Raw genomic sequence first — 24,405 nt, forward strand, 5'->3', positions numbered from 1 at the left:
TTGTCCCGTCAGAGGTCGATCAGCAGCCGCGTCGGATCCTCGATCGCTTCCTTGATCGTCTTGAGGAAGGTCACCGCCTCGCGGCCGTCGATCAGGCGGTGGTCGTAGCTCATCGCGAGGTACATCATCGGGCGGATCACGATCTCGCCGTTCCGGACGACCGGACGGTCCTCGATGCGGTGGAGGCCGAGCACCGCCGACTGCGGCGGGTTGATGATCGGGGTCGACATCAGGCCGCCGAACACGCCGCCGTTCGAGATGGTGAAGGTGCCGCCGGTCATATCGTCCATCGTGAGCGTGCCTTCCTTGGCGCGCTTGCCGAGGTCGGCGATCGCCTTTTCGATTTCGGCGAACGACATGCTGTCGGCGTTGCGCACCACCGGCACGACGAGCCCGTTGGGCGCGCTCACCGCGACCGAGACGTCGAGATAATTATGATAGACGATCTCGTCGCCCTCGATACGCGCGTTCACCGCGGGGATGTCGTGCGCGGCGAGCGCGACCGCCTTGGTGAAGAAGCTCATGAAGCCGAGGCGCACGCCATGCTTCTTTTCGAAGCTCTCGCGATATTTGTCGCGCGTCGCCATCACCGCCGACATGTCGACGTCGTTGAAGGTCGTCAGCATCGCCGCAGTGTCCTGCGCGGCCTTCAGGCGCTTGGCGATCGTCTGACGCAGGCGCGTCATCTTGACGCGTTCTTCCTGGCGGCCGGGCGCCGATGCGGCGGCGGCCGGAGCAGCAACTGCCGGAGCCGGGGCGGGCGCCGCGGCCGGGGCATTGTTCGCGGCGGCGAGCACATCTTCCTTGGTCAGGCGGCCGTCCTTGCCCGTGCCCTTGATCTTGCTAGGGTCGAGACCATGCTCGAGCACCAGGCGGCGCACCGCGGGCGACAGCGTGGTGACGCCGTCGCCGGTTTCCTCGGCCGCCGGGGCGGGCGCGCTGGCGGCCGGCGCGGGCGCCGCGGCTTCGGCCTTGGCGGGAGCGGGCGCCGGAGCCGCAGCCGCGGGCACAGCGGCCGCGCCGCCGGCCTCGACCGTCGCGATCGTCGCGCCGACATTGACCGTATCGCCGACCGCGGCGAGCTGCTGGCCCATCACGCCGGCGACCGGCGACGGCACTTCGACCGCGACCTTGTCGGTCTCGAGGCTGGCGATCGGCTCGTCGAGCGCGACGGCCTCGCCGGGCTTCTTCAGCCACTCGCCGATCGTCGCTTCGGTGACGCTTTCGCCCAGCGTCGGGACTTTGACTTCGGTGCTCATCACTCTTTCCTTTGGGGCGCTTATTTATTCTTGGTACGGCGGATTTCGGCGCGGACGCTGAGGCCCAGCGCATCGGCGACCAGCGCCGACTGTTCGGTCTGGTGGCGGCTCATCAGGCCCGTCGCGGGCGACGCCGCGGCGGCACGACCGGCATAGCGCGGACGCATGCCCTTGTGCCCGGCATTGACCAGCGCCTCCTCGACGAAGGGCTCGACGAAAGACCAGCTGCCGTTGTTGCGCGGCTCTTCCTGCGCCCAGACGACCTCTTCGAGTTTCGGCATGCGCTTCAGGCGCACCGTCAGCGGTTCGCCCGGGAAGGGGTAGAGCTGCTCGAGGCGGATCACCGTCGTGTCGGTCAGCCCCGCGGCATCGCGCGCCTCGATCAGGTCGTAGCCGACCTTGCCCGAGCAGAGCACGACACGCTTGATGTCGGCGTCGGCGGGCGGCGTGCGGTCCGACATGATGCGGCGGAAATGCGCGTCGCCGATGAAGTCCGAACGCTGCGACACCGCGAGCTTGTGGCGGAGCAGCGATTTGGGCGTCATGATGATCAGCGGCTTGCGGAACGGGCGCAGCATCTGGCGGCGCAGGACGTGGAAATAGTTCGACGGGGTCGAAATATTGCACACCTGGATATTGTCGCCGGCGCAGAGTTGCAGGAAACGTTCGAGGCGCGCCGAACTATGCTCGGGACCTTGGCCTTCGTAACCGTGCGGCAGCAGCATCACGAGGCCGTTGGCGCGCAGCCATTTGGCTTCGCCCGACGCGATGAACTGGTCGATCATGATCTGCGCGCCGTTGGCGAAGTCGCCGAACTGCGCTTCCCAGAGCACCAGGCTCTTCGGGTCGGCCATCGCATAGCCATATTCGAAGCCGAGCACGCCATATTCGGAGAGCGGGCTGTCGAGCACCTCGAAGCGGCCGTGCGGGACGGTGGTCAGCGGCACATATTTGCGCTCGTCCTTCTGGTCGACCCAGACGGCGTGGCGCTGGCTGAAGGTGCCGCGGCCCGAATCCTGCCCCGACAGGCGAACCTGATACCCTTCGCTGAGCAGGGTGCCGAAGGCGAGGCTCTCGGCGGTTGCCCAGTCGAACACTTCCTTGTCGCTCTTGTCGGCGAACATCGCGGCGCGCGCGTCGATCACGCGGCGCAGCGTCTTGTGCACTTCCAGATCGTCGGGGACGGTCGTCATGATCCGCCCGATCGAGTCGAACAATTTCTCGCTCACCCCGGTCGCGATGTTGCGGCGGGCATTTTCGGGATCGGCGGGGGCGTGCAGCCCCGACCAGCGCCCGGCGAACCAGTCGGCCTTGTTCGGCTTGTAGCTCTTCGCCGCCTCGAAATCGCCTTCGAGGCGCGCGGTGAATTCGGCGCGGCGCGCGTCGGCCCAGCCGGCGTCGATCACGCCCTCGCCCTCGAGTTTGGCGGCGCAGATCTGCGACACCGGCGGATGCTGGCGGATGATGCCGTACATGAGCGGCTGGGTGAAGGAAGGCTCGTCGCCCTCGTTATGGCCAAAGCGGCGATAGCACCACATGTCGATCACGACGTCGCGCTTGAAACGCTGGCGGAAGTCGATCGCGAGCTTGCAGGCAAAGGTCACCGCCTCGGGATCGTCGCCGTTGACGTGCAGGATCGGCGCCATCACGCCCTTCGCGACGTCCGACGGATAGGGCGACGAGCGCGCGAACTGCGGGCTGGTGGTGAAGCCGATCTGGTTGTTGACGATGAAGTGGATGCAGCCGCCGGTGTTGTAGCCGCGAATGCCCGAGAAGCCGAGGCATTCCCAGACGATGCCCTGCCCCGCGAAGGCCGCGTCGCCGTGGATCAGCACGGGCAGCACCTGCTCATGCTTTTCGAGGTCGTCGCGCACCACCTGTTGCGCGCGCACCTTGCCGAGCACGACCGGGTCGACCGCCTCGAGGTGCGAGGGGTTCGGAACCAGCGACATATGCACCGACGCGCCGCCGAACTCGCGGTCGGTCGAGGTGCCGAGGTGATATTTGACGTCGCCCGAGCCGCCGACATCGTCGGGGTTGGCGCTGCCGCCGGCGAATTCGTGGAAGATGATCTTGTACGGCTTCGCCATGACGTTCGCGAGCATGTTGAGGCGCCCGCGGTGCGCCATGCCATAGACGATTTCCTTCACGCCGTACTGGCCGCCATATTTGATGATGGCTTCCATCGCGGGGATCATCGATTCGCCGCCGTCGAGCCCGAAACGCTTGGTCCCGACATATTTGCGCGCGAGGAATTTCTCCCATTCCTCGGCCTCGATCACCTTGTTCAGGATGGCGCGTTTGCCCTCGACCGAAAATTCGATGATCTTGTCGGCGCCTTCCATCCGCTCCTGCAGGAACTGGCGCTCCTCGATATCGGCGATATGCATATATTCGAGGCCGACATTGCCGCAATAATTGGCACGCAGGATCGCCACGATCTCGCGGATCGTGGCCTTCTCGAGCCCCAGCGCGCCGCCGAGCCACACCGGACGGTCGAGGTCGGCGCCCGAAAAGCCATGATATTCGGGCGTGAGATCGGCGGGCAGCTCGCGCGTGCTGAGCCCCAGCGGATCGAGGTTCGCGGCGAGGTGACCGCGCACGCGATAGGTGCGGATCAGCATCATCGCGCGGATCGAATCATTCGCCGCGCGTTCGACCTCGGCGTTCGACAGCGGCGCGCCGGCCTTCGCGGCGGCCGCCTTCACCGCGACCTGCATCTGCTGCGGGTCGAGCGCGGCGGTCAGGTCGTCGCTGTCGATCTGCGGCCAGTTCTTCGGCGCCCAGCTGGGGCCGGCCTGCGGCTCGTCGATATCGAAGCTCTGTCTCTCGAGGTTCATCTGCTTTTCCACGGGGAGGTAGGGGGTGATCATTATATGGGAGCGGGAGGCCCGCCGGCAAAGGGTGCCGGCGGGCCGTCCGATCAGACGCGTTCCTTCAGCACTTCGACCAGCGTCGTGCCGAGTTCGGACGGGCTCGCCGACACCTTGATGCCGGCGGCTTCCATCGCCGCGATCTTGCTTTCGGCGTCGCCCTTGCCGCCCGAGACGATTGCCCCCGCATGCCCCATGCGGCGGCCCGGAGGCGCGGTGCGGCCCGCGATGAAGCCGGCCATCGGCTTCTTGCGGCCGCGCTTGGCTTCGTCGATCAGGAACTGCGCGGCCTGCTCCTCGGCGTCGCCGCCGATTTCGCCGATCATGATGATCGACTTGGTCGCTTCGTCCGCCAGGAAGAGTTCGAGCACGTCGATGAAGTTGGTGCCGTTGACCGGGTCACCGCCGATGCCGACCGCGGTGGTCTGGCCGAGGCCCGCATTGGTGGTCTGGAACACGGCTTCATAGGTGAGCGTGCCCGAGCGCGAGACGACGCCGACGCTGCCCTTCGAAAAGATGCTGCCGGGCATGATGCCGATCTTGCACTCGCCCGGGGTCAGCACGCCGGGGCAGTTCGGGCCGATCAGGCGCGACTTCGAGCCCGACAGCGCGCGCTTCACCTTGACCATGTCGAGCACCGGGATGCCCTCGGTGATGCAGACGATCAGCTCCATCTCGGCGTCGATCGCCTCGAGGATCGAGTCTGCGGCGAACGGCGGCGGGACATAGATGCAGCTCGCGGTCGCGCCGGTCGCGGCCTTCGCTTCTTCGACGGTGTTGAAGTTCGGCAGGCCGATGTGCGTCGTGCCGCCCTTGCCGGGGGTCACGCCGCCGACCATCTGGGTGCCGTAGGCGAGCGCCTGTTCGGTGTGGAAGGTCCCCGTGGCGCCGGTCATGCCTTGCGTGATGACCTTGGTATTCTTGTCGACGAGAATGGACATTGTTCAGTTAACTCCGTGGGTTTGGCCACAGGGACGGCCAGGGTTGGTCAGGACGCCTTCTTTCTTTCGAGAAGGGCCAGGTGAATGCGATGCTCGCTGCCACGCGACAGCGAACGGGCGAAAAGGACGCGCTCGTGCGCCGGCGAGGAGCCGGCGAAGAGCCAATAGGGCCGGGTGTTGTCGTTGGGCTTGCCGTCGGGGCCGAACATCTCGGCATAGTTGGCGGGGTTGCCGTACCGCGCCGCCAGCACCGGGAAGAGCTCGACCGCGGGATAATGCGTCACGGTCGATACCGTCAGCACGCATTGCGGATTGGGCGAGAAAAAGACGTCCTTCGCCAGCCCAAGCGAATGATCGTCGCCCTGCCAGCCGCCGAGGTCGACCTCGCCCGATGCCATCGCCATCATGCTGGGCATGTAGGCGCCGCCCCAATCAGCCGAGCGCGCGATGACGGGGTTGACCTTCAGTTTATCGAAGTCGGTCTTCATGCACAGCATGTCGAACCCGTCGACGATCTGCTGCGGCGTACGGGGCCCCGCCTTCAACGCCTCGACGCGCGCGCCCTCGACCGCGAGCCCCGACAGGCCGCCGCCGGGATTGACCCACATGATGTCGGGCGCCGCAAGCGCGGGCGACGCAAAGGCGAGCAGCGCGGCACCGGCCGCGAGGGTGCGGATGACAGAGACGTTCATGACCACTCCTTTCCCGCGACCCACTTGTTTGCGACCCTGGGCGAACCGGCCGGCGCCTCTAAAAGGCACCGGCCGAAAGGAAATCAGGCGAGGCTCGGGTCCAGGCCCTTGCACGCTTCGAGCAGTTCCTTGACCGCGTCGACCGAGACCTGCAGGCCGGCCTTGTCCTCGGCATCGAGTTCGATCTCGACGATCTTCTCGACCCCGCCGGCGCCGATCAGCACCGGCACGCCGACATAGAGCCCGTCGAGGCCGTACTGGCCGTCGACATAGGCGGCGCAGGGCAGGATGCGCTTCTGGTCGCCGAGATAGGCTTCGGCCATCGCGATGCCGCTCGCGGCCGGCGCGTAGAAGGCCGAACCGGTGCCCAGCAGCGCGACGATCTCGCCGCCGCCGCCGCGGGTGCGCTTGACGATCGCGTCGATCTTGTCCTGCGACGACAGGCCCATCTTGACGAGGTCGGGAACGGGGATGCCGTTGACGGTCGAATAGCGGACGACGGGAACCATCGTGTCGCCATGGCCGCCGAGCACGAAGGTGTTCACATCCTTCACCGACACGTCGAATTCGTCGGCGATGAAGCGGCTGAAGCGCGCCGAATCGAGCACGCCGGCCATGCCGACGACCTTGCTGTGCGGGAGGCCCGAGAATTCGCGCAGCGCCCAGACCATCGCGTCGAGCGGGTTGGTGATGCAGATGACGAAGGCGTCGGGAGCGTTCGCCTTGATCCCTTCGCCGACGGCCTTCATGACCTTGAGGTTGATGCCGAGCAGGTCGTCGCGGCTCATGCCCGGCTTGCGCGCCACACCCGCGGTGACGATGATGACGTCGGCGCCGGCGATGTCCTTATAGTCGTTCGAGCCGGTGATCTTCGCATCGAAACCCGCGATCGGGCCGACCTGCGACAGGTCGAGCGCCTTGCCCTGCGGCACGCCTTCGACCACGTCGAACAGCACCACGTCGCCGAGTTCCTTCTGCGCCGCGAGCAGGGCCAGCGTTCCGCCGATATTCCCGGCTCCGATCAATGCGATTTTCTTGCGTCCCATGGCGCGCGGCACTCCCTTCGTGGCAAGCCCGGCAATGAAGCACAAAACCGGCCGGCGCACGGGCTAAAGCGCAGGCTGGTCCCTAGACTGGGCGCCGCCCTACGCCGATTCCCTTAAGGAAACAACCGCGAAAAAGCGCGAATTATCGGGTTTTTTTGCAATCAGTTCGCAATAGCAATAGAAGCATCGGCGTCAGGATGCGGGGACATCGATCGCCAAGGTCACGGCGCCGCTGACGCATGATTTCTGCCAGCGGAGCACGGCATCCTCGATAGGGCCCTCGTCGTCCGGCGCGGGAGGTGTTTCGCTGTCGGCATAGCCGACCTCGACGCGCACGCCATAATCACCCGGCGGCAGCCGGACCTCGCCCATCGCGTTCCACAACCGGCTGAGCCGCAGCGGCCAGTCGAGTTCGACGTCGCGGCGCAGGCTTTCGCCGGGACCGAGCCTCGCCACCACGGGCGCAAAATAACCGAAGGGTATCGCGCCCGGCGTCACCGGCGCGCGCGCGAACGACAGGCAGATATCGCGTCCGCGGCGGCGAAAGGCGAGGAAGCCGTCGTCGTTGATCCACACCGGTGCGGCGCCGCGATTGACGACCTCATAGGTCAGCGACCAATGCGACGCGCGCGCCGCCGCGGCGACGATCTCCACCGCGATCACGGGATCTTGTCGCTGATCTTGTATTTTTTGCCATAGGTCTTCTCGCGCCATAGACGGCAGCGTTCGAGCGAGGACGACCAATTGGTCGTCCCGGGCGCGGCCTTGTCCTTCCAGAAGGACTCGCCGCAATAGGGATCCTTGAAACCGCCGCGGTTCTCGAGCCCATGCTCGTCGCGAAGCAGATTTTCGCGCCCCACCGTCTCCTGATGACCGCCCTCGCCGCGGTTGTCGTTGCTGTCGGGCAGCCCCTTTTCCGACAGCCAGGCGTGACCGCATAATTCGTGACCCAGCACGAGCCAGGGATCGATCGGCATTTCCTTGCCGCTTTTCGACGCGGCGCCCCAGATCTTGTCCGAATTGGGCGACGGTGTCGTCACCACCGTGTCGTCGGTGCCCCACATCAGCGTGCCCAGGATCGGCATGCGGACCGCGGTCGGCAGTTCGGTGTGCGGCCAGTCGCCGTCGTCGATCCGGATGATGTAGTTCCGGGTCGAATTGATGATGTCGCACAGACAGCCGCAGCCCGTCGGCGTCGACGACAAGTCGGCGGGCGACGGCGCGGGCGGCCCGACGAAGTCGGCGGGATAGGGTTTGGGACAGAAATCGGCGGTCGCAGCACTAACGATACCGCTCGCGGTGTCGACGGTGATCCCTCCGGCGGCGCACAGCTTCTGCAAATAGTCTTCGCCCGTTTTCGCGTTGGTCTGGTCGAGGCCCTTGCCCGTCGGATTGGCGATCTTGGCGGCCGGATTCTCGACCAGCAGCTTGCGGCGCACCACCGCGCCGCCACTGTCCTGCATGACATGCGCGATCTCGTGCGCCAGCAAATGGCGGCCTTCGCTGGTCCCCGGCCGATATTCACCCGCCGCAAAGCCGATGTCGGTGCCGAGCGTGAAGGCGCGCGCCGCGATCGCCCGCGACGCCGCCGCGCCCGCGCCGTCGGCGTGCACGCGGATCTTCGACAGGTCGGCGCCGAAGCGCGGTTCGAAAAAGGCGCGCTCGGCCGCGGGGAGCGGCGCCCCTGCGCCGAGCCCCGACAATGCATTCCGCGCTCGCGGCCCGGCGGCCGTCGCGCCTCCCGCGCTCCCGCCCGCTGCCTCGCGCCGGACCGTGCCGACCGACGATGCACCTGCTATCGCCGGCACCGTCGCCGTGCCCGTGCCCATGACCCGCTCGGCGGCGGCATCGGCCGCGCGCTCGGCGGGGTCGTTGGCCGCCCCGATGACCAGCGGCTCGCGCGATGGCACCCCGGCGAGCGAGCTCAAAGGCGACCAGGCGGCGCGGAGCGGCGCCGGTTGCGGCGCGACGGCCCCACCGCTGATACGCTGTTTGCGCCGGATCGCGCGTCGGTACATGGCACTTCGCCTTTCGACTCGACGGACAGATTGCACGGCAAATATAGCTGCGATTGCGGCGCAAGGCATTGGACCGTTCCGCCAAAGTCGCCATGGACGCAGGTTTGCGTTATGCAGCTGTCATCGGGGCGTCACAAACGCCCGCAGCAAAGGCGAGGCAAATCCATGCATTACCCCCTGACCCTCACCGGCGCCGCGCTCGCGCTGGCCCTCGCCTCCCCCGCGCAAGCGAGCGAAAAGGGCTGGGACGACGCCGGCACCGTCGCCAAGAACGCACTCGTCGTCGTCGCCTTCGGCGTGCCCGCGGTGCAGGGCGACTGGGAAGGCGTGCTCGAGGCGGGGGGCAGCATCGGCGGCACGATCCTGATCACCCAGGGCCTGAAGGAAGCCTTCCCCTCGCGGCGCCCCGACGGCAGCGACAACAAGAGCTTCCCCTCGGGCCACACCTCGACCAGCTTCGCCGCGGCGGCGACCTTGCACAACCGCTACGGCTGGGAAGCCGGCCTCCCCGCCTATGTCGTCGCCTCCTTCGTCGGCCTCAGCCGCGTCGAGGCGAAGAAGCACCGCGTCGGCGACGTGCTCGTCGGCGCCGCGATCGGCACCGCGACGGGGCATCTGATCACCACCAAGGCCGACGACCGGGTGCAGATCTTCCCGTGGGGCAGCACCAACAGCGCCGGGGTCGACGTCACCCTGCGCTTCTGAGCGCGGCCGGGCGGCGATTAACCCTCCCTATACCCTGCGCCTGCTAGGCTCGCGGGGATGACGCGGGCAATCATCAGTTTCGACACCGAATTGTCGGCGGGCCTCTATCAACGGGGCGCCGACGCGCGCGCCAATTTCGAAAGCTCGATCCTCGGCCGCTGCCGCGAGGGCGACTACGGCATCCACTTCCAGATGGACATGCTCGAACGCCACGGGCTGACCGGCGTCTATTTCGTCGATCCGATGCCCGCGCTGGTCTATGGCCCCGAAATTATCGACCGCATCGTCGAACCGATCCTCGCGCGCGGGCACGAGGTACAGCTCCACATCCACACCGAATGGCTGGCCTTCGCGCGCTTCAACCCCGTCGGGCGCCACACCGGCCGCAACATCGGCGACTTCCCGCTCGCCGCGCAGAAGAAGCTGATCGGGCTCGCGCGCGATATCCTCGTCGGCGCCGGCGCACCCAAACCCACCGCCTTTCGCGCGGGCAATTTCGGCGCCAACGACGACACGCTGCGCGCGCTCGCGGCGCTCGGCTTCCGCTTCGACAGCAGCTTCAACGGCGCTTGGCTGGGACATGGCTGCGCCATCGCGCTCGACCCCGGCAACCTCGCGATGCGCGAATATGCGGGGGTGGTCGAGGTCCCGGTGAGCGGGCTGATGGACCGCGTGGGCAGCTTCCGTCCGGCGCAGCTCTGCGCCATGTCCGAAGAGGAAATGCGCGACGCGCTCGATCACAGCGCGGCGAGCGGCGCGGTGCAATTCTCGGCCTTCAGCCACAGTTTCGAACTCCTGAGCCGCGACCGCGCCGCGCCCAACTGGCTCGCGATCGCACGCATGGAGGCTTTGTGCCGCGCCGTTGCCGGCGACGTCCGCGTGACCAGCGGCGGCTTTGCCACCCTGCCCGCGCCGCCGGCGCGTGTCGCGCGCATCGGCCTCGCCGCGCCCAAGCCGCTGCGCACGCTGCGCCGCACGATCGAGCAGGCGGTCGGCCACGCCGTACACGAAGTCCGCTATGTCCGCGACCTGATCACGGTGACGATCAACTCGTCGCGCTGGGGCAAGATCACCGGCGGCGTGCTGCTGGTATTCGCCTGAGCCTAGGCTTCGTGCTGGCCGTGGCCCAGCGCCAGATAATCGTCGGACTGCATTTCGGAGAGGCGGCTTGCCGTCCGCTCGAACTCGAACGCGCCGTCGCCCGCCACATATAGGGCATCGGGCTCGGCCGCCGCGCTCGCGAGCAATTTGACCTTATATTCGTAGAGTGCGTCGACCAGCGTCACGAAGCGCGCCGCCTCGTTGCGGTTCTCGGGGCCCATGCGCGGGATGCCGACCAGGATCACCGTGTGGAAATGGCGCGCGACCGCCAGATAGTCCGACGCCCCCCGCGCCTCGCCGCAGAGCTTTTTGAACGAAAAGACCGCGACGCCCTTCAGCGCCTTGGGCACGTGCAGCAGGCGCCCGCCGCCGACATCGAGGTCCAGCGTCGGCACATGCGCGCGGTCCTCGGGCGGATAGTCGGTCAGGCGGAAGAAGGCGGCCGATAGCGCCGCGCTCGCCGCATCGTCGGCGGGCACGAACCAGCGCGCGCCGTCGCCCAGCCGGTCGCGGCGGTAATCGGTCGGGCCATTGAGCCCCATGACGTCGAGCTTCGCCTCGACCAGCGCGATGAAGGGCAGGAAATGCTCGCGGTTGAGCCCGTCCTTGTAGAGATCCTTCGGCGGCCGGTTCGAGGTCGCGACCACGGTCACGCCCTTGTCGATCAGCGCGGTGAACAGCCGCGACAGGATCATCGCGTCGGCGCTGTTATTGACCACCATCTCGTCGAAGGCGAGGCAGCGGACGTCCTGGGTCAGCGCCGCGGCGACCTGCGGGATCGGATCGCCGCTCTCGGTTTTCCGGACCTCGCGCATCCGCGCATGGACGTCGATCATGAAGGCGTGGAAATGGACGCGCCGCTTCCGCTCGATCGCGAGCTGGTCGTAGAAGAGGTCCATCAGCATCGACTTGCCGCGCCCGACCGCGCCCCACAGATAGACGCCGCGCGGCGCCTCGGGCTTGCGCCCCGCGATGCGCCACAGCAGGCTGCCGCGCGGCGGCACCGCCTCGAGTTCCTCCTGCAGCTTGTTCAGCCGCTCGGCGGCGGCGCGCTGCTCGGCATCGGGTTTCAGCTCGCCGCCCGCGACCAGCGCGTCATATTCGGAGAGCACGCTACCCATAAATAGGGACAGTCCCTATTTTTCGGACACATGCGGCCGGCTCCATCGCGGTGCGACGGGAAAAATAGGGACTGTCCCTATTTATGATCGCCGGCGGCGTCATTTGCTCGCCTTGCGGATCGTGCCCGCGAAGGTCAGCACGATATGCTCGTCCGCCGCACCCTGGACGACCAGCCCGCGCAGGAAGATCAGCCGACCCGTCTCGCGCACCAGCTCGACGATGGCATCGAGCGGCTCGCCGAGGCGTCCCGCGCCCACGAACTGCGTCGACAGGTCGAGCGTCACCGAATGGCCGGCGTTGAGCGAGCCGAACTGGTGCGAGGCTGCAAACAGCGCGATATCGACCAGCGCCAGCGTCACCGCGCCATGGACATTGTCGCCGAGGTTGCTGTGCTTGCGCCCGGGTACCATCCGCACCCGCGCCTGCGGGCGGCCGTCGGGGGTGTCGGGCTCGACGCGCACCGACAAGGGCTCGATGAAGGCGTTGAAGCGGCTCGGGTCCTTGAGGTTCCAGCTGACCCAGCCGCCTTCCAGTTCCTCGGCGCTGAAATTGTCGCGGCGCTTGGGTTCCTCGATGCCGTCGTTCATGCCCGCCCTATCCGTCCCGTTGCCCGCGCCGATCCGCCCCGCATAATGGCCGCGGCCGCGCTGTCAAATATGGGGGCCGCATCCAGTATCGTGCGTGTAAAATCAGGCTCGCCCCAAGATCATGAAATAATATTGCATTCCTATTTGACGCTAGGTCCGCAATGCATCTTGGTTGTGAATGAGTAGCGTTTGCCTTATGCTTCGCCTCCGTTTGAGGAGAATCGAAGGGAAGAAAAGTCATGGCATCCGTTCCGAGCGACAATCCGTCACCGAGCCCCGATCCAAGCCCCAGCCCGCAGCCGAGTCCCAGCCCCGTTCCGAGCCCCAGCCCGGACCCGAGTCCGAGCCCCGACCCCAGCCCGAAGCCGTGGCACGACCCCGACACGACGTCGGTCCCGCCAACCCCGGTCACACCCTGAACAGGCTCGCCGGTCAGGCTTGGCAATAGGCGTCGAGCTTTCCGCTGCGGATCAGATCGCCATAATAAGCCGCCATCGCCCCGGCACGCGAGGTATCGGGACCGATCCAACGCACGGCGCCCTTCAGCCAGCCGGCCGAACAGGCCTCAAGCGCGCCCGACCCGCGTGCGCAGGCAACAAAATCGGTGAAGGCGCTTTTCCACGCGCCGAATTCGGCCATGTCCATGATCGGGCCGTGGCCGGGGACGACGTATTCGGCGCCCGACGCCGCGACCGCGTCGAGCGCCCTCAGCCACCCCTCGGGGCAGGCGGTATCGAGGAACGGCACCGGCACGGTGACGAGGTCGCCGACGATCGCGCGCTTTTCGGCGGCATCGTAGATCCAGAGGTCGCGCTCGGTGACCGCGCGGTGCACGACGCGCAGCGACAACGGCCGCCCGGCGATCACCATGTCGCGCGATTCGTCGACGATCACGTCGGGCCGCAACTCCGCCCCGCGCGCGATGGTCGCGAGGTCGCCCTCGATATCCTCACGCGCGCCCACCGGCACATTGTTCTCGGCGATCGCCTTGCGATACGCTTCGGCGCTCCGGGCGAGGAAGGTCGCGAGCGCGCCGTCGATCGCCGAGGTCGCATAGACCTTGATCTCGGGAAAGGCGGCCTTGAGTTCGGGATTGCCGCTGACATGGTCGAGATGCCAATGCGTGTTGATGATCGCGACCGGCGTCATGCCGATCCCGCTCATGCCCTGTTTGATCGCGGTCAGATGCTCGGCATGGCGCCCCGTGTCGATCACGAAGGCGCCCTCGGGGCCGTAAAGGATCAGGCTGTTGCCGTCAGGCTGGCTAAACGGCTGGAAGCTGCCACCGACGAGAAAGGTCGCGCCGCCGATGCCATGCGCATAGGTGCGCGGCATTTCCTCATATTGGGCCTTCGGATTGGACGCGCAGCCGGCGAGCGCCAGCGCCAATAGCGCTGGCAGCCCGAACCGCATCAGACCTGCCGCTCGGCTTCCAGCTTCTTGATCTCGGCGATCGCGCGCGCCGGGCTCAGCCCCTTGGGACAGGCGTTCGAGCAGTTCATGATCGTGTGGCAGCGATAGAGGCGGAAGGGATCTTCCAGCTCGTCGAGCCGCTCGCCGGTCATCTCGTCGCGGCTGTCGGCCAGCCAGCGATAGGCCTGGAGCAGGATCGCGGGGCCCAGGAACTTGTCGCTGTTCCACCAATAGCTGGGGCAGCTCGTCGAGCAGCAGGCGCAGAGGATGCACTCGTAGAGGCCGTCGAGCTTCTCGCGCTCGGCGGGCGACTGCAGCCGCTCCTTGCCGCTCGGCGTCGTCGTCTTGGTCTTCAGCCAGGGCTCGATCGAGGCATATTGCGCATAGAAATGCGTGAAGTCGGGGACCAGGTCCTTGATCACGTCCATCGACGGCAGCGGGGTGATGCGGATGTCGCCCTTCAGATCCTCGATCGCGGTGGTGCAGGCGAGGCCGTTCTTGCCGTTCATGTTCATCGAACAGCTGCCGCAGATGCCCTCGCGGCACGAGCGGCGGAAGGTCAGCGTCGAATCCTGCTCGCTCTTCATCTTGATCAGCGCGTCGAGCACCATCGGGCCGCATTTGTCGGTGTCGATCTCGAAGGTATCGAAATGGGGGTTCTGGCCCTTGTCGGGGTCGTAGCGATAGACTTTGAATGTCTTGACGTTGGTCGCGCCCGCGGCCTTGTGGGTCTGCCCCCCCTTTTGCGGGCGGCTGTTCTTGGGCAGGCGAAATTCGGCCATTTGTCTGGCTCCCCTGATGCAGTCGCGGTCGGCCTAGACCCGTTGGCCAGCGGGGGCAAGGGGGTGAAAAGCGAAAGCCGCTGGCGACTTGCCGGGCAAGCGGCTAGGGGCGCCGCCATGAGCGAAGACACCGCCCAGCCCGCCGTCACCAGCCGCAGCGTCGCGAAGGGGCTCGGCACGACCGTGCTCGCGCGGCTGGGCGCGGTGGTCGAGATCGTCGCGCAGCCGCTCTATGTGCTGATGTTCGGGCTCGCGGGCTACGGCCTCTATGCGGTGCTGTGGGCGACGATCAACCTGCTCGAAAACCTCTTCGACCTCGGCATGACCAGCGCGATGCAGCGCACCGTGCCCCAGTCGGCGAGCGACGCCGACGCCGCCGCGGCGCTGCGCACCGCGATGCTGTGGGGCGTCGGCCCTTGCCTGGTCGTCGCGGCGCTGATCGCGGCCTTCGCCGCCGACCTCGCGCCCTTCCTCAACGTCGCCGCCAAGGACCGGCCGCTCGTCGTGCCCGCGATCCAGCTCTTCGTCTGGGCGCTGCCTTTGTGGGCCTTCGTCGAGATCGCAACCAGCGCGATGCGCGCGCGCATGGTGTTCGGCGCCGAGATTCGCCTCCGCATCGTGTGGGAACAGATCATGCGGTTGGTGTTCGCCGGGCTTTTCTTCGCGGGCGGGCTCGGCCTCAAGGGCCTGTTCATCGCGCACCTCTGCTCGCTCGCGATCACCGCCGTGCTCTGCGTCCGGCTGCTCCGCCGCTATTATGTCTTCGGCGAGCTGCTGCGCGGCGGGCGCGGCGGCGAGACCGCGAAGAACACCTTCTGGGCCGGCCTCTCGATCCTGCCGTCGAACGTCATCGCCCGCCTCTTCGGCGACGCGCCGGCGCTGATCCTCAACCTGATCCTGCCCGGCGCCGCGGGCGCGGCGGCCGCCGGCCTCTTCACCATCGCGCGCAAGCTGTCGAGCGTCGTGCAGCTCGTGCGCATCGCCTTCGTCTATGTGCTCGCTCCCCTCGCCGCGAGCGCCGAGCGCGCCGACCGGACACAAGTGGCCGACATCTACGCCTATGCGACGCGGCTGATCATGGCGATCGCGCTCCCCCTCGCCGCGGTGCTCGCCGCGGGCAGTGCCCCCCTGCTCAGCCTGTTCGGGCACGAGGCGAAGATCGCGCAGGCCGCGGTGATCATCCTGCTCTTCGCGCGCGCGGCCGAGGCGGTGCTCGGCATCTCGCTGCCCGTGCTCCAGGTCGTCGCGGCCTTCCGCCACCAGCTCACCGCGAGCATCGTCGGCGTCATCGTCGCGGTCGGCGCGGGCTGGGCGATCCTCGGCCATATGGACGCGCTCACCGGCGTCACGCTCGCGATGTCGATCGGGCTCGTCGTGATGGGGGGCATCCCGATGCTCCAGCTCGCGACGAACGAGAAGCTCCATCCCTTCGACCATCAATTCCCGATGGTCGCGCTGCGCGGCATCGGCATCACCCTCGTCGCGGGCGGCGCGGCCCTGCTCGCGGGGCGGCTGCCCGATGCGATCGCGCTGCCGCTGATCATCCTGCTCGCGGTCGCGGCGATCTGGCTGTCGCTGCGCTTCGCCCTCCCCCACGCCGACCGCGCCTCGCTGGGCAAGACGGCGCGCAAGCTCAAGCTGATCTGAAACATTCCGTCTTAATTTGGCCGCAAAAATCGCTAGAGACGTGCCACTTTATTCTGACGCCGCGCATCCGCGGCCAACAGGCGGACCCACATGTACCAGACCGAACTCGCGCGCAGCGGCAAGCGCCTCTTCTTCATTCGCGGCACCTATATCTACATCACCATCGCCATCTCGGTGCTGATCGCCTGGTGCAGCAAGGACTGGGGTCCGTTCCAGACCGCAACAGGGGATTGCGCCTGGTTCTGGCTGTCGCTCGGCGTCGCGAGCGCGGGCGCGATCGTGCGTATCTTCACCAGCGGCTGGGCCGCGCTCGGCACCTCGGGCCGCGCCAAGGTCGCCGCCGAGGCGAGCGAACTCAACACCACCGGCCCCTACAGCCTCGTCCGCAACCCGCTCTATGTCGGCCGCATCCTGAACTTCACCGGCCTCGCGATGCTCTCGGGCAGCTGGGTGTTCGGCGCGATCGTCTTCCTGCTCGCGATCCTCATCTACGAGCGCATCTCGATCTATGAGGAAGAATTCCTGCGCGAGAAATTCGGCGCGGCGCACGCCGAATGGGCCAAGGACGTCCCCGCGCTGCTCCCGCGCCTGCACGGCTGGGTGAAGCCGAAGTATCCCTTCTGGTGGAAGCGCATGATCTGGCGCGAACAGAACAAGCTGTTCCTGCTCGCGACGACCGTCTTCCTGACCTGGTTCGCGCGCCTCGACTTCAACTTCGACGCGCTGACCCCGGCACAGTGGAACTGGGTCTATGCCTTCGGCGCGCTCGTCGTCGTCCGCTTCATCATCGGCGGGCTCAAGATGGTCGGCTTCTTCAAGGAACTGAGCTGATCACATGGGGGGCGATCTCGCTCCCCTGATCGCACCCGAGGAGCCTCTGGCTCCTCTAATCGCGGTCGTCGGCAGCGACGGGTCGGGCAAGTCGACCCTGTCGGCCGACCTGCTCGTCCACATCCAGCAAACGCGCGCGGCGGAGAGCGGCTATCTCGGCCTCGGTTCGGGCGAGCAGGGGCGGCGCATCGGGCGCTGGCCGGTCATCGGCCCGCCGCTGCACCGCTTCCTCGACGGCATCGCCGACAGGCTTCGCGAGCCCGGCGAGCCGATCCCCGGCTGGCTCGCGGCGCGCTATGCGCTGAACAAGTCGAAGAAGCGCCGCGCCAAGTTCGACGCGCTGCTCGCCCAGCGCCGCGCGGGCAAGGTGATCGTCACCGACCGCTATCCGCAGCTCGAGGTGCCGGGCCTCCACGACGGCCCGATCCTTGCGGGTGTCGCGACCAGCAAGCGCCTCGCCGCGGTGCAGGCCGAGGAGCGCGCGCTCTATGCCGAGATGGCCGCGTATAGGCCGACGCTGGTGATCCGCCTGCACGTCGACGTCGACACGGTGATGCTGCGCAAGCCCGACCACGACCGCGGCCTGATCACGCGCAAGGTCGAGACGGTGCCGCAACTCGCGTTCAACGGCGCCCCGATCGTCGATATCGACGCGACGATTCCCTATGCCGAGGAGCTGGCGTTGGCGACGGCGGCGGTGGATGCGGCGCTGGCCGGCGACTAACGCCCTGCCATAATCTTCTCGATCAGCTCGATATCCACCGGCTTGTCGGCATCGATGCACGCCTCGGGATCGCTCATCGGCACCACCGTCGCATTCAGCCCGAAACGCAGCCCCGCGCGCGCCACGCCCTGCTGGATACTGAACAGTCGCAGCAGCGCGCCGATCAACAGCCACGGCCCGAAGGCCGCGACGATTTTGAGCCCCTTCTTGCGGTCGCGCTCGATCCGCCCCCAGAAGTCGAGCAAGGGCAGCACCCGCCGCCCGCGCAGCCGGAACATATTCGCCCCCGACCACCAGCCGCCGCGGAACTTCAGCCAGGTCCGCTTCGATTCGGGATAGCCCGCGAGCAGCACGTCGCGCTCGACCATCGCCACCGCGACGTCGCTGCCCTCGGCCCCGTCCAGGAACTCGGCGATCATCGCCGGCGTCAGCAGCACATTGTCGGCGGTCGTCACCAGTAGCGGATCGTCCCCCGGCGGCAGCGCGGCCGCGAGCGAGCTGCTGATCCCCTGCCCCGAATCCGCGAAATGCAGGTCGGTCAGCCCCGCCAGCCCCGGCTCTGCCGCCAGCTCGGCGCTGTTCTGCGCGAGGATGGTGATCGGCCCGACGCGCGGGCACGCGCGCAGCGCGGTCACCACATGCACCAGCATCGGCCGCCCCGCGATCGGCAGCAGCGCCTTGGTCGACACATTGGTGCCGCTGAGCAAGGGGTCGGGGCCTGGCCGGCTGCCCGCCATCACGATGGCCGGAATCGTCAGCGTCATTTTACGGGCGCCACCCGCTTCGCGGTCGCGCCGCGCAGGAAGTCGGTCGCCTCCGCCAGGATCGGCCCCTTGTAGGAAAGCGGCCCGGTCAGCGCCATGACGAGATCGTTGTGGCTGAGCCCGTCGTACGTCCGCAGCCGCGCCGACCCACCCACCTTCGTCATCGCCGCCGCCAGCCGCTCGCTGTTGCGCACGCGCACCACCGTGTCGGCCGTGCCATGCCCCAGCCACAGCGGCGGCGCATCGGCGCGTACGAAATGGATCGGCTGCGTTTTTTCGACCGGCCTTATATCGCCCATCGCGACATCGGCGCGTCCGCCCTTCTCGAAGGGCGCAAAATCATAAGGCCCCGCGAGCGCCGCCACCCCGCGGATCACCGATACGTCGCTGCCCGCCGCCTTCAGCCACTGCGGGTCCAGCGCGATCATCGCCGCATTATAGGCGCCCGCCGAATGGCCCGCGAGCGCGATGCGCCCCGCGTCGCCGCCATAATCCCCGATATGCTTCTCGGTCCACGCCACCGCCGCCGCGCTGTCCTCCAGGAAATCGGGCCAATGCCCCTCGGGCACGATCCGGTAATCGGGGATCACGACGATGAAGCCCTGCTTCGCGAACGCCCGCCCGGCAAAGCCATAATCGTCGCGGGCGCCGCTGTACCAGCCGCCGCCATAGAGCCAGACGATCACGGGCAGCCGATCGCTCTTCTGCGTCCCCGCCGGCACCCAGATATTGAGCTTGTTGCGCGCGCCCGGGCCATAGGGCTGCCCCGCGACCTGCAGCGCCGCGCCGTCGCCATTGCCGAGCAATCTGTCGCCGAGGTTGAGCGATTTCGCGCCGCCCGCGACGACCAGCCGCGTGCCGCCGCCGAATAACAGGATCAGCAGCCCGATGAGTATCAGATATTTGATCAACCGCCGCTGTCCCTTGACTGGCTTATCCATAGGTCCCGCCCTTCGCCCGCGCCCTACAGGGACGCGCACCGCCGAACAAGCCGCCACCTTTTCGCGCCTCGTGCGTAGGAACGGGGCGATGACCATATCCTTCACCCGCCCCGCGCTGGTCTGCAACGCGCAGAGCGGCAGCTTCGACCCCGCGATCCGCGATGCGATCGAGGCCGCGTGCCGCACCGCCGGCGCGCCGCTCGCCGCGACCTTCGCGCTGCCCGATGCCGAGATTCCCGGCGCCGATGCGTTGCGCCAACAAGGCATCGACCTGCTCCTCGTGTGGACCGGCGACGGCACGATCAACGCCGCCGCGCGCAAGGCGGCGAGCTGGGACGGCGCGCTGCTGCCGCTGCCCGGCGGCACGCTCAACCTCCTATCGAAGGCGCTCCACGGCGACCGCCCCGCGCCCGACATCCTGACCGACGCGCTCGCGGGCAAGGGCCGCGCCCGGCCGATCCCGACGATCCGCGCGGACGATGGCGAGGCCTTCATCACCATCGTCGCGGGCCCCGCGACGCGCTGGGCCGAGGTGCGCGAGACGCTGCGGCAGGACGGGCTGATCGAAGCGGTCGGCACCGCGCCCGACGCGCTCGACGCGATGCTCAACGCCCCTGGCGTCGCCGTCGCGGGTCATGGCAAGGCCTATCCCGCCGTCATCCTGACCCCGACCGAACGGGGCATCGCCGCCGACGGCATTTTGACCGAGGGCACCGCCGACGTGCTCCGCCACGGCCTCGCCTGGCTCGGCGGCGACTTCCGCGACGGACCGAGCGAACGCATCGCCACCGCCGAGACGATCCTGCTCGAAAGCGCCGCGCCGATCAGCCTCGAATATGACGGCGAACTCGGCGAAACCCCCTCGCCCGCCCGCTTTGCGCTGGGGACCAGCGCGGTCGATTTCCTCGCGACCGCATGACGCGCCTGTTCCATATCAGCGACCTGCATTTCGGGCTCGAGGACCGCACCGCGCTCGCCTGGTTCACCGACTGCGTCCGCCGCGAACAGCCCGACGCGGTGCTGATCACCGGCGATCTCACGATGCGCGCGCGCTCCCATGAATTCGCCGCCGCCTGCGACTGGATCGAGCGGCTCGAGGTGCCCGTGACGGTCGAGGTCGGCAACCACGACCTCCCCTATTTCAACCCCTTCGCGCGCTTCTTCTGGCCGTATCGCCGCATCCGCCGCATCGAGCGGCTCGTCGAGCGCGAGCTGGAGCTGGAGGGTGTCGCAGTGGTCCCGCTCAAGACCACCGCGCGCGCGCAATGGCGGCTCGACTGGTCGAAGGGCTGGGTGACGCGCAGCGCGCTCGACAAGACGATGGCGGCAATCGACGCGCTGCCGCGCGGCACGACCGCCTTCGTCACCGCGCACCACCCGCTGGTCGAGGCGGGCACGCGCGGCCGCGCGCTGACCCGCGGCGGCGAGACGGCGCTGCGCGCGCTCGCCTCGCGCGGCGTCGCGGCGGTGCTCACCGGCCATGTCCATGACGCGTTCGACCTGGTCGAGGAAACCAGGGACGGTCCGATCCGCATGATCGGCGCGGGCACGCTGTCGCAGCGCATCCGCTCGACCCCGCCCAGCTTCAACGAACTGCGCGTCGACGGCGCGACGATCGACGTCCGCGTGCGCAATCTCGAAAAGGTCCCGACCCCCGACATGCAGATCGACGCCATCCCGCCCGACGCCCTGCCCCCGCGCGCACCCGGCGAACCGGTCGCCCCGGTCGGCGCGGTCCCGCCGGTCGACCCGCCGGTGCACTGAGGCGTTCGCAATCGGGCGTTGATGGTCGGCTTCGGGGTGGGGAGCGGACGCTCTTAATCCTCGCTGCGGCGAAGCCGTGGGGAGGGGGACCACCCGAAGGGTGGTGGAGGGGTCGACGCATAAACGTCGGCTCAAGGCCGCCACCCCTCCACCATGCTTCGCATGGTCCCCCTCCCCATCGCTTCGCGACAGGGAGGATTAAAAGGGCAGCTTCCGCCCAAAACCCGCCCTCCACCACCCCCGGAAGAAAAACCGCTTTCCTAATAAATCCCGCCATGATCTACCCTGCCGGATGCGCCGCGCCGCTCGCTTCCAACGCCATGGCTCCGGCGCCCGAGTCGCTAACCCCTTGTTCGCGCACGCGATGGGGCGTCAACTTCGTCAACTTCCGCGACCCCCTTCCCATCCCGCAAACCCCGCGATAGGTTGCAACGAAAAACGGGATGAGGACACATCATGCTGACCAGAGGCGACGATTATCCGTTGCACCAGACCAGCGAGCCGATCGCGTTCGCCGGGACCGACCGCAACTTCTACGACCGCTATTTCTTCAACGGCTACAGCCCGGACGGATCGGTCTTCTTCGCCGCGGCGATGGGGTTCTACCCCCAGCTCGGCATCGTCGACGCCAGCTTCTGCGTCCTGCTGGACGGCGTCCAGTATAACCTCCGCGCCAGCCGCCGCTCGGCGGGCGAGCGGCTGAACCTGTCGGTCGGGCCGATCATCCTCGACATCGACATCCCGCTGCAGGTGCTGACGCTCCACATCTCGCCGAACGACGGCGCGCTCGAGGGCGAGCTGCGTTTCATGAACCGCCATTTCCCGATCGAGGAACCGCGCTTCATCCGCCGCAACGGCACGCGGCTGTTCATGGACTATACCCGCATGACGCAGAACGGCAGCTGGTCGGGCTGGCTGTCGGTCGGCGGCGCGAAGGTCGAACTCGGCGAGGGCTGGAGCGGCACGCGCGACCGCAGCTGGGGCGTGCGCCCCGTCGGCGCCAGCGAACCGCAGCCACCGCCCGAGGGCAATTTCAACCAGTTCTTCTGGCTGTGGACGCCGTGCAATTTCAGCGACCGCTCGCTCTTCTTCCACAGCAATGACGACGGCGCGGGAAGCCCGTGGAACCGCCGCGGCGTGATCGCCAGCGACAGCGAGAGCAGCGAGGACGGCACCGAGCGCCATTTCGCCGACGCAAATTTCGCGATCCAATGGACGCCCGGAACGCGCCGCATCGCGCGGATGACCGCCGAGCTGGGACATGGCTGCGCGCTGGCGCTTACGCCCACCGGCCCGGTCTTCGCGATGAGCGGGCTCGGCTATACGCATCCGCTCTGGGGCCACGGCCTCGACCATGGCCCCGACCTCGCGGTCGCGCACGACAGCCTGACCGAGGCCGAGCGCGGCTGGGGCAATCCGCTCGCGATGCATATCCAGGCGCTGGTGACCGCCGAGCTCGTCGACGGCGATACGACGCATCGCGGCCTCGGCGTGCTCGAGCAATTGTTCGTCGGACCGCACGCCCCGACCGGCCTCGCCGGCCTGATGGACCCCGCGCCTTGAGCTTCCCGACTTCGCCCGAGGCGATAAAGCCCGCGTGGCTCGCCGAAAGACTGGGACAGGCGCCCGACGCGCTGCGCGGCTTTGCCGTGGGCAAGGTCGGCACCGGGCAGATGTGCGACAGCTATCGCCTGACGCTCGACTGGGCGGAAGGCACCGAAGCGCCCGCAAGCGTCATCGCCAAATGCCCGAGCCACGACGAAGCGAGCCGCAACATCGCCAGGCTCACCGGCACCTATGTCAAGGAAGTGAGCTGGTACCGCCACCTCGCGGCGGCGAGCGGCGTGCCCGCGCCGGCCTGTTATTTCGAGGCGATCGCCGACGACGACGTCGAGTTCCTGCTGATCCTCTCCGACCTCGCCCCCGCCACGCAGGGCGACCAGCTCGCCGGGCGCGGGCTCGCGGGTCTCGTGCCGTGCATCGAGGCCGCGGCGAAGCTCCACGCCTATAGGTGGAACGACGCCCGGCTCGCCGACATGCCCTATATCGCGCGCGACAATGGCGACCTCATCCGCGCCATGTTCCCCCAGCTCTACCTCGGTTTCCGCGAGCGCTACGCCCAGCGCCTGTCGCCCGAGATCCTCGACATCGGCGCAGGCATCGTCGAGCGGCTCGACGCCTATCTCACCCGCGAGCCCGCCGCGCGCACCCTCGTCCACGGCGACCTGCGCATCGACAACATCCTGTTCAGCCCCGAGGGCGAGCGCTGCTGGCTCGTCGACTGGCAGACGCTCGGCCGCGGCAGCGGCGCGAACGACCTCGCCTACCTCATCGGCACCAGCATCGCCGACCCGTTCGAACGCGCCGCCGCCGACCGCCCCGCCTTCGACCACTGGATCGCGGCGTTGAAGGCCGGGGGCATCGACCCCGACCCCGACGCGCTGTGGACCGACTATCGCATCGGCGCGCTCAGCGGCTATTTCATGGCCGTCTTCGCCTCGATGAGCGTCGAGCGCACGACACGCGGCGACGAGATGTTCGCGGTGATGGCCGAACGCCCGGCCCGGCAGGCGCTGGCGCTGGGGAGCCTGGATTTGCTCTAGCTGCTCGCCGCGATGCCGACGAAGGCCGCCAAGCCGACCGCCGATCCGATCATCGCGCCGCGGCGCATCGTCGGGACCTTCAGCGCGACGATCAGGCCCGAGGTGACGAGGAAGAACAGCCCCAGCGCGACGACCACCGCATAGATTTTGAACGGCGTGCCGCCCTTTGCCTTGTGCAGCTGGACGAAGAAGCGGTGCCAGCCGGTGTCCTTGACGATCAGCTTGGCCGTTCCCGCAGTCTCGCCGGGCTCGAGCGTCACGTCGCGGTTCGAGCCCGTCCAGTCGATCTGGAAGCTGTCACCGGCGGGCTTGACCGAAGCGGTGCCGGTTGGCGGGGCGAGGTCGCGTGCCGCCAGTTCCCTGACGACGAGCGCCTGCATCGCGGCCTTGTCCTCGGTCAGCGGCGCCGACAGCGTCACCATATGGTCGGTCGTGACATAGTCGCCCTTCGCCCCCCAGGTGTAGAGCGCGCCGGTCACCAGATAGAGAAGGATCGCCGGAAACAGAAAGGCGGCGACGAGCATGTGCCAGCGGATCAGAAGACGGTGCATGAAGACTCCCCGGATGAACGACCTCGAATAGTCGCCATTAA

Annotated in this window: 23 protein-coding genes; 9 read left to right on the forward strand and 14 right to left on the reverse strand. The window is 67.8% G+C overall.

All coding sequences use genetic code 11. The features are described 5' to 3' along the window. Positions 1–8: 8 nt before the first annotated feature. The 7 genes from odhB to ATE62_RS12410 all read right to left on the reverse strand — a co-directional run bounded on the left by odhB (position 9) and on the right by ATE62_RS12410 (position 8,829). A complete protein-coding gene (odhB, locus tag ATE62_RS12380; protein WP_058808861.1) occupies positions 9–1,259 on the reverse strand; it encodes a 2-oxoglutarate dehydrogenase complex dihydrolipoyllysine-residue succinyltransferase in 1,251 nt (416 codons plus the stop codon). A gap of 20 nt (positions 1,260–1,279) precedes the next feature. Then, on the reverse strand, positions 1,280–4,099 hold the full coding sequence (locus ATE62_RS12385; RefSeq protein ID WP_058808885.1) for a 2-oxoglutarate dehydrogenase E1 component: 2,820 nt from the start codon (positions 4,097–4,099) through the stop codon (positions 1,280–1,282). Positions 4,100–4,182: 83 nt separating this feature from the next. Continuing rightward, entirely contained in the window at positions 4,183–5,073 is an 891-nt protein-coding gene (gene sucD / locus ATE62_RS12390; RefSeq protein WP_058808860.1) for a succinate--CoA ligase subunit alpha, read from the reverse strand. Positions 5,074–5,120: 47 nt separating this feature from the next. Then, on the reverse strand, positions 5,121–5,765 hold the full coding sequence (locus tag ATE62_RS12395) for a hypothetical protein (protein ID WP_058808859.1): 645 nt from the start codon (positions 5,763–5,765) through the stop codon (positions 5,121–5,123). An 83-nt stretch (positions 5,766–5,848) separates the two neighbouring features. Continuing rightward, the gene (mdh, locus tag ATE62_RS12400; protein WP_058808858.1) at positions 5,849–6,811 is read right to left on the reverse strand and encodes a malate dehydrogenase; all 963 of its coding nucleotides are present in this window, start codon (positions 6,809–6,811) and stop codon (positions 5,849–5,851) included. A 192-nt stretch (positions 6,812–7,003) separates the two neighbouring features. Then, positions 7,004–7,474, reverse strand: coding sequence for a hypothetical protein (locus tag ATE62_RS12405; protein WP_058808857.1), 471 nt, complete (start codon positions 7,472–7,474; stop codon positions 7,004–7,006). Next, positions 7,471–8,829: an eCIS core domain-containing protein gene (locus tag ATE62_RS12410; protein ID WP_058808856.1), complete on the reverse strand. Its 1,359-nt coding sequence runs from the start codon at positions 8,827–8,829 to the stop codon at positions 7,471–7,473. Before ATE62_RS12410 ends, ATE62_RS12405 begins: the two co-directional genes overlap by 4 nt. Before the next feature lie 165 nt (positions 8,830–8,994). Between ATE62_RS12410 and ATE62_RS12415 the strand changes: the two genes are divergently transcribed. Next, complete coding sequence (locus ATE62_RS12415) at positions 8,995–9,534, forward strand: phosphatase PAP2 family protein (protein ID WP_058808855.1); 540 nt, start codon at positions 8,995–8,997, stop codon at positions 9,532–9,534. 57 nt (positions 9,535–9,591) lie between these two features. Next, the gene (locus tag ATE62_RS12420) at positions 9,592–10,635 is read left to right on the forward strand and encodes a polysaccharide deacetylase family protein (RefSeq protein WP_058808854.1); all 1,044 of its coding nucleotides are present in this window, start codon (positions 9,592–9,594) and stop codon (positions 10,633–10,635) included. 2 nt (positions 10,636–10,637) lie between these two features. On the opposite strand, the gene zapE is transcribed toward ATE62_RS12420, so the two are convergent. The 4 genes from zapE to ATE62_RS12440 form a co-directional block, all read right to left on the reverse strand. After that, a complete protein-coding gene (gene zapE, locus ATE62_RS12425; RefSeq protein WP_058808853.1) occupies positions 10,638–11,756 on the reverse strand; it encodes a cell division protein ZapE in 1,119 nt (372 codons plus the stop codon). Between the two features lie 99 nt (positions 11,757–11,855). Further along, positions 11,856–12,344: a PaaI family thioesterase gene (locus ATE62_RS12430; protein WP_082662782.1), complete on the reverse strand. Its 489-nt coding sequence runs from the start codon at positions 12,342–12,344 to the stop codon at positions 11,856–11,858. A gap of 432 nt (positions 12,345–12,776) precedes the next feature. Then, a complete protein-coding gene (locus ATE62_RS12435; RefSeq protein ID WP_058808852.1) occupies positions 12,777–13,757 on the reverse strand; it encodes an MBL fold metallo-hydrolase in 981 nt (326 codons plus the stop codon). Continuing rightward, positions 13,757–14,539 (reverse strand): succinate dehydrogenase iron-sulfur subunit, encoded by a 783-nt coding sequence (locus tag ATE62_RS12440; RefSeq protein WP_058808851.1) that lies wholly within the window; start codon positions 14,537–14,539, stop codon positions 13,757–13,759. Before ATE62_RS12440 ends, ATE62_RS12435 begins: the two co-directional genes overlap by 1 nt. A 117-nt stretch (positions 14,540–14,656) precedes the next feature. Between ATE62_RS12440 and ATE62_RS12445 the strand changes: the two genes are divergently transcribed. The 3 genes from ATE62_RS12445 to ATE62_RS12455 all read left to right on the forward strand — a co-directional run bounded on the left by ATE62_RS12445 (position 14,657) and on the right by ATE62_RS12455 (position 17,741). Beyond that, on the forward strand, positions 14,657–16,186 hold the full coding sequence (locus ATE62_RS12445) for a lipopolysaccharide biosynthesis protein (protein ID WP_058808850.1): 1,530 nt from the start codon (positions 14,657–14,659) through the stop codon (positions 16,184–16,186). Positions 16,187–16,276: 90 nt separating this feature from the next. Continuing rightward, a complete protein-coding gene (locus tag ATE62_RS12450) occupies positions 16,277–17,017 on the forward strand; it encodes a methyltransferase family protein (RefSeq protein WP_058808849.1) in 741 nt (246 codons plus the stop codon). Between the two features lie 4 nt (positions 17,018–17,021). Beyond that, positions 17,022–17,741, forward strand: coding sequence for a hypothetical protein (locus ATE62_RS12455; protein WP_058808848.1), 720 nt, complete (start codon positions 17,022–17,024; stop codon positions 17,739–17,741). Here ATE62_RS12455 and ATE62_RS12460 read toward each other — a convergent pair. Together ATE62_RS12460 and ATE62_RS12465 are read right to left on the reverse strand one after the other, a co-directional pair. Continuing rightward, positions 17,738–18,505, reverse strand: coding sequence for a nucleotidyltransferase family protein (locus ATE62_RS12460; protein ID WP_058808847.1), 768 nt, complete (start codon positions 18,503–18,505; stop codon positions 17,738–17,740). The genes ATE62_RS12455 and ATE62_RS12460 overlap by 4 nt on opposite strands. Continuing rightward, on the reverse strand, positions 18,502–19,446 hold the full coding sequence (locus tag ATE62_RS12465) for an alpha/beta hydrolase (RefSeq protein ID WP_231736258.1): 945 nt from the start codon (positions 19,444–19,446) through the stop codon (positions 18,502–18,504). Before ATE62_RS12465 ends, ATE62_RS12460 begins: the two co-directional genes overlap by 4 nt. Positions 19,447–19,534: 88 nt before the next feature. Between ATE62_RS12465 and ATE62_RS12470 the strand changes: the two genes are divergently transcribed. From ATE62_RS12470 to ATE62_RS12485, 4 genes are all read left to right on the forward strand, one after another. Beyond that, entirely contained in the window at positions 19,535–20,365 is an 831-nt protein-coding gene (locus tag ATE62_RS12470; protein ID WP_058808845.1) for a diacylglycerol/lipid kinase family protein, read from the forward strand. After that, entirely contained in the window at positions 20,362–21,210 is an 849-nt protein-coding gene (locus tag ATE62_RS12475) for a metallophosphoesterase family protein (RefSeq protein ID WP_058808844.1), read from the forward strand. The genes ATE62_RS12470 and ATE62_RS12475 overlap by 4 nt, the downstream gene beginning before the upstream one ends. 456 nt (positions 21,211–21,666) lie before the next feature. Further along, a complete protein-coding gene (locus ATE62_RS12480) occupies positions 21,667–22,773 on the forward strand; it encodes a hypothetical protein (RefSeq protein WP_156420686.1) in 1,107 nt (368 codons plus the stop codon). Next, a complete protein-coding gene (locus ATE62_RS12485; RefSeq protein WP_058810333.1) occupies positions 22,770–23,813 on the forward strand; it encodes a phosphotransferase in 1,044 nt (347 codons plus the stop codon). Before ATE62_RS12480 ends, ATE62_RS12485 begins: the two co-directional genes overlap by 4 nt. Here the strand turns inward: ATE62_RS12485 and ATE62_RS12490 are convergent. Then, complete coding sequence (locus tag ATE62_RS12490; RefSeq protein WP_058810332.1) at positions 23,810–24,364, reverse strand: PepSY domain-containing protein; 555 nt, start codon at positions 24,362–24,364, stop codon at positions 23,810–23,812. The two genes, ATE62_RS12485 and ATE62_RS12490, sit on opposite strands and share 4 nt — an antisense overlap. Between the last annotated feature and the right edge of the window lie 41 nt (positions 24,365–24,405).

Origin of the sequence: Sphingopyxis sp. HIX (genome assembly GCF_001468285.1) — a bacterium.
Taxonomy (GTDB): Bacteria; Pseudomonadota; Alphaproteobacteria; order Sphingomonadales; family Sphingomonadaceae; genus Sphingopyxis.